The 15,005-nt window shown below is 70.6% G+C and carries 13 protein-coding genes, 1 tRNA gene and 2 pseudogenes; 8 read left to right on the forward strand and 8 right to left on the reverse strand.

Features of this window, described 5'->3' with window-relative positions; all coding sequences use genetic code 11:
- The first annotated feature begins 50 nt into the window (after positions 1-50).
- Both K3N28_RS21155 and K3N28_RS21160 read left to right on the forward strand, forming a co-directional pair.
- Positions 51-284, forward strand: coding sequence for a mycoredoxin (locus tag K3N28_RS21155; protein WP_228094747.1), 234 nt, complete (start codon positions 51-53; stop codon positions 282-284).
- Positions 285-628: 344 nt separating this feature from the next.
- On the forward strand, positions 629-1,585 hold the full coding sequence (locus K3N28_RS21160) for a DMT family transporter (protein WP_228094748.1): 957 nt from the start codon (positions 629-631) through the stop codon (positions 1,583-1,585).
- An 8-nt stretch (positions 1,586-1,593) separates the two neighbouring features.
- Here K3N28_RS21160 and nudC read toward each other — a convergent pair whose 3' ends face one another.
- From nudC to K3N28_RS21175, 3 genes are read right to left on the reverse strand one after another with little or no spacing between them, the layout of a single operon-like run.
- Positions 1,594-2,481 carry an NAD(+) diphosphatase gene (gene nudC / locus K3N28_RS21165; RefSeq protein ID WP_228094749.1) on the reverse strand — a complete coding sequence of 296 codons (888 nt, stop codon included), beginning with the start codon at positions 2,479-2,481 and terminating at the stop codon, positions 1,594-1,596.
- The gene (locus tag K3N28_RS21170; protein ID WP_228094750.1) at positions 2,478-3,788 is read right to left on the reverse strand and encodes a pitrilysin family protein; all 1,311 of its coding nucleotides are present in this window, start codon (positions 3,786-3,788) and stop codon (positions 2,478-2,480) included. Before K3N28_RS21170 ends, nudC begins: the two co-directional genes overlap by 4 nt.
- Complete coding sequence (locus K3N28_RS21175) at positions 3,785-5,086, reverse strand: pitrilysin family protein (protein WP_228094751.1); 1,302 nt, start codon at positions 5,084-5,086, stop codon at positions 3,785-3,787. The genes K3N28_RS21170 and K3N28_RS21175 overlap by 4 nt, the downstream gene beginning before the upstream one ends.
- A 289-nt stretch (positions 5,087-5,375) precedes the next feature.
- On the opposite strand from K3N28_RS21175, the pseudogene K3N28_RS21180 reads away from it, so the two are divergent.
- From K3N28_RS21180 to K3N28_RS21195, 4 genes and pseudogenes are all read left to right on the forward strand, one after another.
- Positions 5,376-6,086, forward strand: a pseudogene (locus tag K3N28_RS21180) (methionine ABC transporter ATP-binding protein); the annotation flags it as partial.
- 53 nt (positions 6,087-6,139) lie between these two features.
- Entirely contained in the window at positions 6,140-6,793 is a 654-nt protein-coding gene (locus tag K3N28_RS21185; protein ID WP_228094752.1) for a methionine ABC transporter permease, read from the forward strand.
- Positions 6,794-6,820: 27 nt separating this feature from the next.
- Positions 6,821-7,654, forward strand: coding sequence for a MetQ/NlpA family ABC transporter substrate-binding protein (locus K3N28_RS21190; protein WP_228094753.1), 834 nt, complete (start codon positions 6,821-6,823; stop codon positions 7,652-7,654).
- An 88-nt stretch (positions 7,655-7,742) separates the two neighbouring features.
- A tRNA-Trp gene (locus K3N28_RS21195) sits at positions 7,743-7,815 on the forward strand.
- A gap of 120 nt (positions 7,816-7,935) precedes the next feature.
- Here K3N28_RS21195 and K3N28_RS21200 read toward each other — a convergent pair.
- A complete protein-coding gene (locus tag K3N28_RS21200) occupies positions 7,936-9,132 on the reverse strand; it encodes an ATP-binding protein (RefSeq protein ID WP_228094754.1) in 1,197 nt (398 codons plus the stop codon).
- A 211-nt stretch (positions 9,133-9,343) separates the two neighbouring features.
- On the opposite strand from K3N28_RS21200, the pseudogene K3N28_RS23615 reads away from it, so the two are divergent.
- Positions 9,344-9,561, forward strand: a pseudogene (locus tag K3N28_RS23615) (DUF4440 domain-containing protein); the annotation flags it as partial.
- Positions 9,562-9,914: 353 nt separating this feature from the next.
- A complete protein-coding gene (locus K3N28_RS21205; RefSeq protein WP_228094755.1) occupies positions 9,915-10,394 on the forward strand; it encodes a hypothetical protein in 480 nt (159 codons plus the stop codon).
- 61 nt (positions 10,395-10,455) lie between these two features.
- Here K3N28_RS21205 and K3N28_RS21210 read toward each other — a convergent pair whose 3' ends face one another.
- The 4 genes from K3N28_RS21210 to K3N28_RS21225 all read right to left on the reverse strand — a co-directional run bounded on the left by K3N28_RS21210 (position 10,456) and on the right by K3N28_RS21225 (position 14,837).
- Entirely contained in the window at positions 10,456-10,755 is a 300-nt protein-coding gene (locus K3N28_RS21210) for a hypothetical protein (RefSeq protein ID WP_228094756.1), read from the reverse strand.
- A gap of 112 nt (positions 10,756-10,867) precedes the next feature.
- Positions 10,868-11,524: a response regulator transcription factor gene (locus tag K3N28_RS21215; protein WP_228094757.1), complete on the reverse strand. Its 657-nt coding sequence runs from the start codon at positions 11,522-11,524 to the stop codon at positions 10,868-10,870.
- Positions 11,524-12,807 carry a sensor histidine kinase gene (locus K3N28_RS21220; RefSeq protein ID WP_228094758.1) on the reverse strand — a complete coding sequence of 428 codons (1,284 nt, stop codon included), beginning with the start codon at positions 12,805-12,807 and terminating at the stop codon, positions 11,524-11,526. The genes K3N28_RS21215 and K3N28_RS21220 overlap by 1 nt, the downstream gene beginning before the upstream one ends.
- Before the next feature lie 47 nt (positions 12,808-12,854).
- Complete coding sequence (locus K3N28_RS21225; protein WP_228094759.1) at positions 12,855-14,837, reverse strand: serine hydrolase; 1,983 nt, start codon at positions 14,835-14,837, stop codon at positions 12,855-12,857.
- Positions 14,838-15,005: the final 168 nt, after the last annotated feature.

Below are 15,005 nucleotides of genomic sequence, written 5' to 3' on the forward strand. Positions count from 1 at the left end.
GGAATGCCCCTGGGCGGTATGGCGTTACTGTCGATGGAGAAGGAGGATCGATGATCACCATGTACAGCACCACCTGGTGCGGCTACTGCAGGCGACTGAAGTCGGCGTTCGACCGCGAGGGCGTCCTCTATAAAGAGGTCAACATCGAGGAGGACCCGGAGGCCGCCGCGTTCGTCATGGGGGTCAACGGCGGCAACGCGACCGTCCCGACCGTGCAGTTCGAGGACGGCACCGCGCTCACGAATCCCTCTCTCGCGCAGGTGAAGGCGAAACTCGCGGCTTGACCTGTGCCACATGCCGAGACGATGGTCACGTTTAGGACACAAAGCCGGTACGATGCCCTATAGTTGACTCGTCAAGCTTGCTTAGCGACTTCGAGGGGTGGTCGCTAAGCATTCAGGCCCGGGATGGATCCGTCCCGGGCCTTTTTCCTTGGGTGCCGCAAGCCGGCGGCACTGGTGCCGAACCCCGCGGTTCGGCAACTCCCCCAACAGCATCCGCGCGTCGGTTCCGGCCGCACCTGGCTCGCAAGCGCGCTTGCGGGCCATGCGACTGCCACGACCGGCCCGAGTCCCGGCTCGGTCCCGGTTCCGACGCGCCCCACCGACGGTCGACCCGTGGAGCCCGAATGTCGTCACCTCGCGCCGCCCTCGGCGTCACCCTCGTCTTGGCCGCCGCCCTGGCCTTCGGCATCTGCGGCCCCCTCGGCAAGGTCGTGATCCAAGCCGGGCTCACCCCGATCCAGGTCACGTGGTTGCGCATCTGCGGCGTGGGGCTCCTCGCCGTGGCCGCCGCCGCGGTGCCGCTCGTCCGCCTCCTCCGCCGAGGCGACCGACTTCCCTGGGGCGCCCTCGCCCTGTTCGGCCTCACCGCGATCGCAGCGGTGCAGGCCTTCTACTTCATCGCGGTCGAGCGCCTGCCCGTCGGCATCGCGCTCCTCCTGGAATTCATGGGTCCCATCGTCGTCGTCGCGTGGGTGCGATTCGTGCGCCGCACGGTGCTGCCGCGCGCCGCGGTCATCGGCGCGTTCCTCAGCATCGCCGGACTGTGCATCGTCGTCGAGGTCTGGTCGGGCCTCCAGCTCGACGCGATCGGCCTCATGGCGGGCTCGGCCGCCGCCGCCTGCCAGGCCACCTACTTCCTCGCCGGGGAGCGGCTGACGGCGAAAGTGGACGTTCGGGTCCTGCTCGCGATCGGCTTCACCACCGGCGCGATCGCCCTCGCGCCCCTCGCCACCCCGTGGGCGATGAACTGGGGCGCACTGTCGACCCAGGTGACGCTCGGCGGCGTCGGCGTCACCGGCACGATCGCCGTCATCGCGCTCATCGCCTTCACGGCCACCGCCTACGGCCTCGGCCTGAACGGCCTGCGGTTCATCTCCGCCCCGGTGGCCGGCGGCATCGGGTACGCCGAGGTCGTCGTGGCCGCGCTCGCGGCATGGGCGCTGCTGGGCGAGGCGCTCACCGTGCCGCAGATCATCGGCGGGCTCGTCGTCGTCGCGGGCGTGTTCACCGCGCAACGGGCCGTCGCGGGCAAGACCAGGGAGCCCGACGAGGCCGAGGAAACCCCTGTCGTCGTCGGCTGAGGCCGGCCTCAGCCGGCTTCGGCCAGCCAGCCGTCGATGAGGAAGCGCGCCACGGAGATCCGCACCGCGCTCGGCGTGGCCGCGTCGGTGTCGACCCACATCTGCCGCACCTCGTCGCGGGTGAACCACCGCGCGTCGGCGATCTCGTCGTCCTGGAGGACCAGCTCCTGGGACGCGTCGGCGGTCGCCCGGTACGCGAGCATGAGCGACCGCGGGTAGGGCCACGGCTGGCTGGAGACGTACTCGAGCCGGTCGAGCTTGATGCCGATCTCCTCGCCGACTTCGCGGTGCACCGCGGCCTCGGCCGACTCCCCCGGTTCGACGAACCCGGCGATGCACGCGTATCGACCGCTCCGGGTCGACGCGGGCGCCGCGTGCTTCGGCGGGCCGCCGTAGCGGCGGTGCTGGGCCAGCAGCACCTTGTCCGCGCCGTCGTCGATGAGGACGATCACGGCCGGGTCGGTGCGCGGGAAGACCGGGCGGCCCGTCTCTGCCGCGAGCTCCCAGCCCGCCATGCGCGGCCGCAGCGGCTCGCCCGTGGTCGGATGGAACCGGTAGGTCGCGTGCCAGTGGGCGATCGCGATGGCCTGCACGGCGATCGCGAGGTCGCGGCGGTCCCAGTCCGGCCTGATCCAGCGGCCCGGCAGGCCGTCGGGCAGGTCCGCGAAGACCGCGAACACCGGCGGGCGCTCCCCGCCGAGGTAGACGCGCTCGCCTTCGGGGGCGGTGTCCGCGTCGTAGTAGTGGAGGCCGTCGTCGTCGCCCGCGATCCGCTCGTTGTCCGGATCGCAGACGACGATCTGCGCCTGCTCCCATGCGGCCGCGAGCCACTCGTCGTCGCCGCGGCGCTCGCCGAAGCGGTCGAGCACGTCGATCGCCAAGGGCGGCTTCCTCATGGCACCTCGATCTCGCCGAACGCGGCCAGCGACTCGCGGATCTCCCCGCCGTCGCCGAGGACGACCGTGACCGCGCGGTCGGGGTCGAGCCGTTCGGCCGCCACGCGCTGGACGTCCGCGGGCGTGACCTCGCGGATCCGCTCCGAGTGCTCGGTGAGCCACGCGAGCGGCAGCCCGGCGGCGGCGAGCACCGAGATGTAGTTGGCGACGCCCGCCTGCGTGGCGGTCGCGAGCTTGACCGAGCCGAGCGCGTAGCGGCGGGCCAGGTCGAGTTCGTCGGCGGCGGGCGGGCGCTCGGCCATGCCGCGCAGCTCGGCGCGGAGTTCGGCGAGCGCCGGGCCGGTGACCTCGGTGGCCACGTCGACGGCGGCGAGCTGGACCGAGCCGGCCGGCGAGTGGTCCACGCGCGACCGCGGCGAGTAGCCGTAGCCCTTGGTCTCGCGCAGGTTCATGACCAGGCGCGAGGAGAAGTAGCCGCCGAACACGAGGTTCGCGAGGTGCTGGGCGGCGTTGTCCGGGTGGGTGCGCTCGACGGCCGGGTAGGCGACGCGGATCGCGGACTGCACCGAGCCGGGCCGGTCGACCAGGAGGAGCGGCCCGGAGACGAGGTCGGGCAGCGGCTCCATGCGGCGCGGCTCCCCCGCGCCGTTCCAGTCGCCGAGGGCCTTCTCGACCGCGGCGCCCGCCGCGTCGGTGTCGATGTCGCCCACGATGACCAGGCGCGCCCCGTTCGGGTGGATGCGGGCGGCGTGCAGGGCGAGGACCGCTTCGCGCGTGACCGCGGCGACCTCGGCGGCGGTGGGCTGCTGGTGGCCGTACGGGTGGTCGCCCCACAGGCGGGCGTCGAGGACGCGGTTGACCTGGAAGTCCGGCTGCTGCTCGGCGACGGAGAGGCCGTCGATGATGCGGGACTGCTCGACCGTGAGCGGCCCGGCCGGGTAGTCGGCGGCCTTGAGCAGGTCGCCGAGCACGTCGAGGAGCTCGTGCAGGCCGGTCGCGAGGCTGTTGCCGGACACGGCGATCCGGTCGGGGTCGGCCCCGGCGCCGAGGGCGCCGCCGACGCCCTGGAGGCGCTGGGCGATCTCGGTCATCGAGTTCGTCTCGGTGCCGGAGAAGAGCGCGGAGGCGAGCAGGTCGGCCGTCGCGAGGTCGGCGTGCGCGGCGGGGATCGACAGCCGCACCTCGGCGAGCGGGACGCCGGGGCGGCGGGTGAGCAGCACCCTGAGGCCGTTCGGCAGGGTGCGTTCGACCGGGACCGGCAGGGACAGCGGGACTTCCGGGGTGAGACCTGGGACGACGTTGCTCACTTGGCTCCTCCGGGAACGACTTCGAGGACGGCGCGGCGCTGCGGCGTCAGGCTGGCGGCGGCCCGCGCGACCGACTCGGCGGTGACCTCGCCGAGCAGGACCGGGAACCGGGTCGACATCGCGGCGTCGCCGTGGAAGATCTCGGCGGTCGCGAAGCGGCGCGAGCGGCCCATGACCGAGTCGTCGCCGCGCAGCAGCTGGGCGGCGACGCGGGCCTTGACGCGGTCGAGTTCGGCCTCCTCGACGCCTTCGGCGACGCGCGCGAGCTCGACGTCGATCGTGCCGAGCACGGTGTCGACGGCGGTGCCCGGCGGCAGGAACGCCTGGACCAGCAGGACCGTCGGGCCCCGCGAGGCGAAGGGCTCGGCCATGAAGGTGGTGTGCGCGGCCACGGCGGAGGCAGTGCGGTCGGTGTGGACCAGGCGCTCGACCAGGCGGGAGGCGTCGCCGTCGGTGAGGAGCTCGCCGAGGACCACGTACGGCAGGAACGCCTCGAGGTCGGTCACCGGGTCGGGCACGCGCCAGGCGGCGGCGACGGCCGGCAGCGTCGCGCGCTCGTCCACGTAAGACTCGCGGCGCTCGGCGGTGAGGTCGGGCTCGGCGAACGAGGGCAGGACCGGCGCGGGCCGGTCCTCGACGCTCCCGAAGTGGCGCTGCACCAGTTCGCGCGCCTGCTCGACGTCGAAGTCGCCGGCGACCGACAGGACCGCGTTCGAGGCCGGATAGTAGGCCTCGAAGAACGACTTCGCGTCCGCGACCGTGGCCGCGTCGAGGTCGACGAACGAGCCGTAGCCGTCGTGCGAGTTCGCGAACGTGTCGAACATGACCGGCGGGAGCTTGATCCACGGGAAGCCGCCGTAGGGGCGGTTGAGGACGTTGACCCGGATCTCCTCCTTCACCACGGAGACCTGGTTGGCCAGGTTCTCCTCGGTGATCGCGGGGCCGCGCATCCGGTCGGCCTCCAGGAACAGCGCCAGTTCGAGGCCGTTGGAGGGCAGGAGGTTGAAGTAGTCGGTGTAGTCGATGTGGGTCGAACCGTTGAAGGTGCCGCCCGCGGACTGGACGTGCCGCATGTGCTCGGCCTTGCCGACGTTGTGGGAGCCCTGGAACATCATGTGCTCGAAGAGGTGGGCGAAGCCGGTGCGGCCCTCGGGCTCGGAGCGCATGCCCACGTCGTACACCACCGCGACGCCGACCACGGGGGCCCCCGGGTCCGGCGCGAGGACCACCCGCAGCCCGTTGTCGAGCTTGAACCGCTCGATCGCGAACGCCGGGGCGGGAATCGTCGCAACAGTCATGGCCGAACCCTATCTCAGCGAGGTGTCGTCGCTGCACCAAGTGACGGCTCGCAAACCGGACCACGGGCGCGAACACCGGCGAGGTTCCCCGCGGCGTTCGTCACAGAGCCTTGGCGTTCGGGCGATCGCCTGCTTCACTTGCGCACTGTGAACGGCCAGCACCTCGAACGCCTCAGCGACGCGCCCCGCGTCGCCGCGTCGTGCTGCCGAATGTGCGACAGCTGAGGGTCCCTGCACCGTCGCGCCCCGAAGCGGCGATCCCCCACAGCGAAAGCGATCTTCCTTCCTCATGGACACCAGTTCCAGCATCCGCCTGTCCGGCGTGACCAAACGCTTCGGCGGCCTCGTCGCGCTCGACGCGGTGGACCTCGACGTCGCCTCCGGCGAGATCTTCGGCATCCTCGGGCGCTCCGGCGCCGGCAAGTCGACGCTCCTGCGCACCGTCAACCTCCTCACGCGCCCTGACGAGGGCACCGTCGAGGTCGACGGCAGCGAGCTGACGGCGCTGCGCGGACGCGAGCTGCGGGCCGCGAGGGCCAAGACCGCGATGATCTTCCAGCACTTCAACCTCCTGTCGAACCGCAACGCGGCGTCCAATGTCGCTCTCCCGCTGCGGTTCCGGGGGACGCCGCGCGCCGCGCGGCGCGAGCGGGCGCTCGAACTGCTCGACCTCGTGGGCCTGGCCGACAAGGCGAAGGCCTACCCGGGGCAGCTCTCCGGCGGCCAGCGCCAGCGCCTGGCGATCGCGCGGGCGCTCGCCGCGGACCCGGCGGTGCTGCTGTCGGACGAGGCCACGAGCGCGCTCGACACGGACACCACGGACGAGATCCTCGATCTGCTCGCGCGGCTCAACCGCGAACTGGGGCTCACCATCCTGCTCATCACGCACGAGCTCGAGGTCATCACCCGCATCTGCCACCGCGCGGCGGTGATGGAGGCCGGCCGGTTCGTCGAGACCGGCCCGACGCCCGAGCTCCTCGCGGACCCGGACTCGCGGCTCGGCGGCCAGGCTCGGCGCCTGGCGTCCCGCCTGCTCGGCGAGGAGGTGGCGCAGTGAACCCGCGCCTGGCCGAACAGCTCGCCGAAGCGTTCTGGGAGACCCTGCACATCGTGGGGGTCGCGGGCGCGTGGACGCTCCTGGGCGGGCTGCTCCTCGGGGTCGTCCTCTACATCACGTCGACGCCGGGCCCGCGGCCTGCCGCCGTCGTCAACGCCCCGCTCGGCCTGATCGTCAACATCGGCCGGAGCGCGCCGTTCGTGCTGCTCATGGTCGCGGTCGTGCCGCTCACGCGCCTGATCACCGGGACGAGCATCGGCACCGAGGCCGCGATCGTCCCGCTCACCATCGCGTCCATCCCGTTCTTCGCGAGGCTCGTCGAAGGGGCCCTGCTGGAGGTCCAGCCGGGCCTCATCGAAGCGGCCCGCTCGATGGGCGCGTCGACCCCCGCCGTGGTGTGGCGGGTGGTCCTGCCCGAGGCCACGCCGGGCCTCATCCGCGGCTTCACCGTGACGCTCGTCGCCGTCGTCTCGTACTCGGCCATGGCCGGGATCGTGGGCGGCGGGGGCCTGGGCGACCTGGCCTACCGCTACGGCTACCAGCGCTTCCAGACCGAGTACATGATCTGGCCGCTGGTGATCCTCGTCGTGCTCGTGCAGCTGTTCCAGATCCTCGGCGACCGGTGCGCCCGCACCCTCGACCGCCGCTAAGTAATTCCCCACCTATAGGAGAACACCATGTTCAATCGTCGTGCCCTTTTGGCCGCCTCCGCAGCGACCGCCACGGTCTTCACCCTCGCCGCCTGCGGCGACGAGTCCGCGTCGGAGCCCACCGAGACGGGCGGCACCGTGGTCGTGGCCGCGACCCCCGTGCCGCACGCGGACATCCTGAACTACATCGCCGAGAACCTGGCCGAGGACGCCGGGCTCACCATCGAGGTCGAAGAGTTCACCGACTACGTGCAGCCCAACGTGGCGACCGCGGACGGCTCGGTGGACGCGAACTTCTTCCAGACCGAGCCGTACCTGGACGAGTACAACGCCGCGAACGGCACCGACCTGGTGACCGTGGCGCCGGTGCACATCGAGCCGCTGGGGCTGTACTCGAACGGCGTGGCCTCGGTCGAGGAGATCCCCGAGGGCGGGCAGATCGCGATCCCGGGCGACGGCTCCAACGGCGGCCGCGCGCTCGCGCTCCTCGCGGACGCGGGCCTGATCACCCTCGCCGACGGCGTGGACGCGACCCTCGCCACCGAGGACGACATCGCCGAGAACCCGAAGAACCTCGAGTTCGTGCCCCTGGAGGCCGCGCAGCTCGCGCTCTCCCTGGAGGACGTGGACGCCGCCGTGATCAACGGCAACTACGCGCTGGAAGCCGACCTGAGCCCGGCGGAGGACGCCCTGCACAGCGAGTCGCCCGAGGGCAACCCGTACGCGAACTACCTGGTGGCCACGGCCGCGAACGCGGAGAACGAGGACGTCCTGAAGCTGGCCGAGCTGCTCCAGTCGGACGAGGTCAAGCAGTTCATCCTCGACACCTGGGCCGACGGCTCGGTCGTCCCGGCCTCCTAACCAGCGAGAACACCCAAGCCAACCCGGTTGCACCGGCGTGGAGGCAACACGTAAGATGGTTGCGGCCAGCCGGGCAACGGGCTGGCGGAGGAGTGTGGCGCAATTGGTAGCGCATCGGTCTCCAAAACCGAGGGTTGCAGGTTCGAGTCCTGTCACTCCTGCAGATTGCTGAAGGGCCTCCCCGACACATCGGAGAGGCCCTTCGCTTTCCCTGTTCGAGTTGCCGGGCGCACGTCGATCGTTGCCGAGTTGCGGTGGGCCTCAATACGTCGAAGCGGCGGTCACGGCAGGGGCGCGCCGCCCCAGAGCGCTGAGAGTGGGACGGCCGCCATGTCAGGTCCGAACGGCCTCAGCTCCTCACCCAGGTAGAGGACATAGCCTGCGCGGAACCGGTCACCGAGTCGATCACGGAGCCAATGGAGGTGCTTGAACGAGTCGGACCGCACCGTCGCCGAGGCCTTGACCTCGATGGCCACTACCGCTCCGTCTCTGCGTTCGAGCACGAAGTCGATCTCGCGGCCGTCCCGGTGACGGTAGAAATGCAGTCCAGCCCTGAGCGCGCTCACCGTCAGCTGTCGGGTCAGCTCGGCGAACACGAAGGTCTCCACCAGCGGCCCTGCAAGCGGGTGCCCGGGTGCGGACACCGCTTCCAGGTCCGCTCCGAGCAGCGACGCCGTCAGGCCCGAATCGGTGACGTAGGCCTTCGGGGTCTTGATGAGCTTCGAGGTCAGGTTGGTCGACCACGTCGGCAGTTTCGCGGTCAGGTAGACGATGTCGAGATAGCCGAGATAGTCGCGGACGGTGGCGTGGTTGAGTTCGAGGCTCCTGGCGAGGCCGGAAAGCACCAGGTTCGACCCGCTACGCGCGGCGACCAGGCGCAGGAGCTGCGGCACCAGGTTGGCATGGCGAACGTCCGCGAACTCCGCGACGCCCCGCAGTACCACTGTGGACACATAGCTGTCGAACCAGTCCGCGCGAAGCGGTTCGGACCGGATTCGGACCGCCTCCGGGTAACCTCCCTCGCAGATGAGCTTGAAGTAGTCGCCCCTACCCCACTGCGATGCCGGCGATGAGTGCAACAGTCGCTCCCGATCGAACAGGAGCGCAGGCGCATCGACCTCTGACCTCGTCCGCTCGGCGGCGCTCAACGGCCAGAGGTCGACGAACACGGCTCGCCCCGCCAGCGACTCCGACAACGTCGGCACCGTCAGAAACCGCGTCGAGCCCGACAACACGAACTGGCCGGGCGCGTCGTCGAGGTCCATGAGCCGCTTGACCGCGAGCAGAAGATCATCGCCACCGCGTTGAACCTCGTCGAAGATCCGCGGCGCCGAACCATATCCGGCGAATCCCGAGGGGTCGGCCCGGACCGTCTGGAGAACGGTCGGGTCATCGAGGGTCGCGAAGGTTCCGCCTCGTTGAGCATGCAGCTGTCGCAGCAGCGTGGTCTTTCCCGCTTGCCGAGGACCGCCGACCACGACCGCTCGGAACGCGTCAACGCGCTCGTTCAGATGGGCGAGCGCCCGGCGAGGCAGAAGGTTCGACCTGCGGCGACGGTAGCAGACGGATTAACGATTGTAATCATAGATTCGCCGACGCTGCAGTCATAGTTTCGCCGTGCTTCTGACCCGAGTTCGGCTGCGTTCGGCACTGGTCACCTCTGCCGTCTTCCAACCAGCCTGACCCGCGCTGGGGCTGCCCATCCGAGTCGAGCCTCGCTCGGTGTCGATCAACGGGGATCTCGCGCTGCTCATCGTCGACTGGTCGATCACCGGTCGCAGTGCCGCGGACGGCAGATCGACGTCCGCGGCACCGCGACCGACGTCGCCCGTCGAGGCCCCGACGGCCACTGGCGATACGCGATCGACAACCCTTGGGGAGCTCGGATCGAGCCCGGTGCTGCATGAAGCCCTCAAGGCAGCTCCAGCAGGCCGGAAACCGCGAAAGCAGTCCCGGAGTGAGCTTCGGCCTGCTAGGAGGTCCTTGGAGGGTGCTTGGATTTCAGCCGTCGCCTCCGGGGCGTTTCCGTGGTCACGGACGGACGGCTGCGGGTTCTCGGGACCGCGCATTGGTCTCGCGCCCGTCTCGCCGGCGGACCCGAAGCCCGATACGGGGAGCGATCTCGGCAGAGGCCGTGCCCGTCGACCGGCGCCGGGACGGCAGGGCGGATTCATTGACAGATTTACATCTGTATGGAAACCTTACAGATATATCCGCTCATCTCGGGATATTTCATTCCCGCTCCCCCGAAGGATTGCATATGCCCCTGAAAACCCTCCTCGCCAGCGTCGGCATGCTGGCCATGCTCTTGGTCCCGGCCATGGACGCCCCGGCACCCGAAGCAGCCGACGGCCACTCCCATGACGGCGACATCCTGACGCTGAGCGTCATCACCGATCCGACTCCCGAACAGGTGGAGGCCGCGGCCTCCGAGGACTTCTCCGTCCTCCACCACGGCGACAAGGGCCATACCTACCCGCCCGACCTCGACGGGAACGTGCCGACGTACTACGGCGGCGACTGCCATGACAACGTCCTGGCCTACGCGACCTGGTGGTCGGAGGGCGACTGGTACATCGTGTACGACAAGTGCGAGATGGAGCGGTACGGCGCCGGCCAGTCGGACTGGGACCGGGTCGGCGCGCACGAGAAGGCGCACACCGACGGCTGGGGCCACGGGGAGGAGCCGCGGGACCGCAATGCGGCCTTCGAGCCCGGCATCGTCATCTGCCGCTGCTGACCCGAGCCTAAGGCGCTTCCCCGGCCCCACTCGCTATCCGGCTCGTGTACTCGGCGGGGTCTCACGCCAGATCCGGGCAACCCCACTCGAGACCGATGCGGGCCCGGGGAGCGACGGCGTGGACCGACCGTTCAACGTCGCGCTCGAACCGTTCGCTCCACTCGGCGAAGCCGCGGACGATGATCGCCGCGGGCTCGCTGCGCGCGGTGACGCAAGGCGGTTCGTGGAAGACGCCCACCGCCGTCCACGACTCGATCCCGTGGTCCTCCATCAGGAGGTTCACCGCCGTCCCGACGCGATCGGCTTCGTCCGGTGATTCGAGGCCGTCCACGTCGAGATAGAGGTGAATGTTCACTGACATGGCCGCCATCGTAAGCGCCGCTTGCGAGTCGGGACGTGGAGGCGAGCGGTGAGCGAGGATGGCGGTCTGGTCCGCCGGTCGCCCGCGCTCGACATCCTCAAGGCCTGGCCGGTCAGTCGGGGACGAGGCCGTTCCGGTAGGCCCACACCACGGTTTGGACGCGGTCTCGGGCGCCCACTTTGGCCATGGCTCGGCCCAGGTGGGACTTGACGGTGCTGGGCTCGACGAACAGCTCCCGGGCGATCTCCGCGTTCGACATGCCCCGCGCCAGCAGCAGCACGATCTCGGTCTCGCGGGCGGTGAGCGCCTCCGCGGCGGCGGGATCGGGTTGCGGCGGCTTCCTCCGGCGGGCGAACTCGGTGATCACCCGCCGCGTCACCGACTGGTCGACCAGCCCTTCGCCGACGGCGAGCTTCCTGACCGCGTGGATCAGGTCCTCCGGTTCGCAGTCTTTGAGGATGAACCCGTTCGCCCCGGCCTCGAGCGCGCCGAACACGTACTCGTCGAGGTCGAAGGTGGTCACCACGAGGATCGCCGGCCGTTCGCCCCGGCGGTCGGCCGCGATCTGTCGGGTCGCCGCGATCCCGTCGCCTCCGGGCATGCGCACATCCATGCAGATGACGTCCGGCTCGAGGCGGGCCGAGGCCGTCACGGCGGAGGGCCCGTTCGACGCCTCACCGACCACCTCGATGTCCGCGGCCTCCTCGAGCAGCACCCGGTACCCGGCGCGGACCACCGCCTGGTCGTCGACGAGCAGCACTCTGATCATTAGGTCTCCTGGTCGTGGTCGTCGGTGGGGCGGTCGGCGTCGCGGATCGGCAGGCGCACCAGCACCCGCCAGCCGCCCTCGGCGGTCGGTCCGGCGTCGAGCGCCGCGCCGACCAGGTCGGCGCGTTCGCGCATCCCGAGCAGGCCCGAGCCGCCGTTCCCGACGTCGGCGACAGCGCCGCGGGCCGGGCCGTTGGACACCTCCAACGCGATCTCCCGCTCACCGTAGTCGAGGACGACGCCGACCGGCGCTCCCGGCGCGTGCTGCCTCGCGTTGGTCAAGGACTGCTGCGCGATGCGGTAGAGCGAGATGTCGGCGATCGGCGGCAGCGGCAGCGGCTCGCCCCGGCAGGTGAACGTCGCCTCGAGATCACGGCTCTCCTCCACCAGCGCCGGGAGCGCCGAGAGGCCGGGCACCGGGGCGGTGCCGTCCTCGCCGCCGTCGCGCAGGAGGCCCACGACCTGCCGGAGGTTCTCCAGCGTCGCCTTGCCCTCCGAGCGGATCCACGCGACCCCGGACTTGGCCGAGGCGGCGTCGCGGTCGATCAGCCGCTCCACGGCCGCCGCCTGGATGACCATGCCCGACAGGTGATGCGCGGCCACGTCGTGCAGCTCGCGGGCGATCCGGGTCCGCTCGGCGCGGATCGCGGCCTCGGCCCGTTCCCGGTGGGCCCTGATCGCCGCGGCCGACTGCTCGCGCTCGAGGGCCCGCTGCCGGCGCCTGGCCGCGACCTGGAGGCCCACGAACGCGGCGACCGCATAGGCCAGCAGGCTCGAGGTGAGATGGTTGGAGACCGCCGCGAACGTGTCGACGTTCGCGGCGGCCAGCGAGGTCACGATCGCGGTGACCGACTCGGTCAGCACCGCCGCGGCGACCGCGGCGGCCGTGGACCGGATCGATCCCCGGACCGCGAAGGTGTAGGCCGCGATCAGCGGACCGAGGCCGTGGGCCATGATGTCCGGCGCGATGACGATGACGGGCACCTGGCAGGCCACGACCGCCGCGAGGCACAGGGCCGGCCGAAGGCGCCGCAGACACAGCAGCAGCGCTTGGACGCAGCCGATCGCGGTGACGGCACGGGCTTCGGCGACGGTGAGGTCGACGGTGGGCTCGCTCATCACCAGGTAGGCGAGCCCCCAGAACATGCCGAAGTTGATCAGCGCCGCCGCCAGCGCCAGCACGGCGTCCCGGGTCAAGGTCTTCTTGGCTCCCAGGCGGGCCAGCAGGTCGTCGACTCGTTCGCCGAGCGTGGGTGCGGCCGTCGCTTCGAGACGTCCAGTCATGATCGTCATCCTGTCGCAGTCGTTCGGATCAGCGGCGGCCGCACCGGTCAGTACGAGAGGTCCGGCGCGAGCATCTGGTACTCGATGGCGAAGTTCGCGATGCCGGAGAGGGCCAGCAGCATGAGCACGGCCCAGGCCACGGGCCTCCAGCCGGCCTTGCGGCGGAGGTCGCGGACGACCTTGACGGCGGCGGGGATCATGCCGAGCAGTCCGATCAGCTGGAGGGCCTGCGTGCCGCGGATGGCGAGGTCGGGCACCTCCTGCAGCTGCATGAGCGTCAAGACGATCGCCGCCCAGCCGGCGAGCGCGAGGAGGCTGCACGCGGCCGCGATGCGGATCAGCGTCCGGTACGGGCGGCCGCCGCGCTCGGGGGCGGGCCGTCCGCGCACCTTGCGGTAGATCGCGGCGGCGGGCCAGGCGATCAGTCCGATGAGGAGCACCGCGGCGGAGGCCAGGAGGACCGGCGTCGCCATCGCGCGGTCGGCCGAGAGCGGCAGCATGGTGAAGGCGTTGTCGTGCACGATGCCGGTGACGTCGCCGTCCTCGACTCGCACCGCGATCTGGCCCTGGCTCGCCACGTCCTGCCACAGGTGGTCGCCGAGCTGCTCGTAGACGGTCGGTTCGCCGGTGAACGGGTGCGCTTCGAGGTAGAGGCGGCCGTCGTCCAGGACGCTGAACTCGAAGGTCTGGATCGCGTCGAGCACGGACAGGAAGGTGCTGTGGAAGCCTCGCGACGCCACATACGTTCCGGCCGCCGCCTCGGCGTTCTCCCGCATGGTCTCGGCGTCGACGGCCGCCGCTCGGTCGGTCGACTCGGCGGGGAAGTAGCGGTCGGCGAAGGCGTGCACCAGGTCCGTGCGCAGCGCCTGGAGGTCCGCGTTCTCATTGCCGTTGCTGTTGACCGATATGTAGATGCCGGCCCCGTCATCGGGGTAGAGCTGCATCTCGGTGTGGAACAGTTCGGTGTCGCCGCCGTGGCTGACGATGCGGTGCCCGTTGCGGTCGGTCTGGAAGTAGCCCAAGGCCATTCGCGGCGCCTCGGCGAAGCCGCCCAGTGCCTCCTCGGTCAGCGCGGGGGCGAACATCTGCTCGCGGGTCTCGTCGCTCAGCAGCGACTGCTCGTCGGGGAGCGCGCCGAGCTGCTCGATCATGAACCGCGCCATGTCGGCCGTGGACATCGACGCCGAACCGGCCGGCGGCATGCTGACGACCTCGAAGGGCTCGGCGGGGCCGGAGTCGGCCGTGTAGCCGTTCGACATCTGGTCCCGGAGGCCGTCGGGCAGCGGCTGGCGGAACGTCGACGCGCTCAGGCCGAGGGGCTCGAAGAGGTGGTGGTCGATGTAGTCCTCGAAGGACTCGCCGCTGACGCGTTCGACGATGTATCCGGCCAGCGCGTTGCCGTAGTTCGAGTACGAGGGCGTGGTGCCGGGCCGGTACACCTGCTCGGGCGGGTCGTTGACGAGCGCCTCGCGGAGGTCGGCCGAGACGTCGCCGGAGCCCATGAGCCCTCGAAGGCGCTCCTCGAACCCGGCGGTGTGGGACAGCAGGTGACGCATGGTGACGTCGTCGTCGAACTCGCGCTCGAACTCGAAGTCCAGATATGCGGACACGTCAGTGTCGAGGTCGATTCGCCCCTGTTCGACCAACTGCATCACCGCATTGGCGGTGAGCACCTTGGAGACCGAGCCGATCCGGAACAGCGTCTGCTCCGGGTCGACCGGGAGCTGCCGTTCGATGTCGGCGTATCCGAAGCCGCGGGTGGTGAGGACTTCACCGCCGCCGACGACCGCGACGGTGGCGCCGACGATGCCGTCCTCCTCCAGCTCGGGGACGAGGACGTCGTCGAGCCAGGCGTCGACGTTCTCTGAGGTCAGCGGTTGTGGTGCGGTCGGCTCGTCGGCCCGTTGCTCGGGGAGGACGGGTTCGGAGCCGCATGCGGCGGTGGCGGCGAGGAGGGCGGCGACGGCGAGTGCGGCGCTCGTTCGGGCCGCTATGCGGCCGCGACGGGGTGTGGTTTCGGTGTCGAGCATGTTCGTTCCTGTCGAGTCGGTCGGGAGTCGGTTTCTCCGCGGGATCGGTGCGGGCGGCCCTGGTGTTCGAACACGTCGATCCTCGCGTTGCGAGGGGGTCCGCGGCGACTGGCGTGAGTCGGAAATCCGCTTACGACCTTTGGGGGAGGCGCGGTGGACGCAGGGCGG

Source organism: Glycomyces sp. TRM65418 (assembly GCF_019710475.1).
Taxonomy (GTDB): Bacteria; Actinomycetota; Actinomycetes; order Mycobacteriales; family Micromonosporaceae; genus Glycomyces.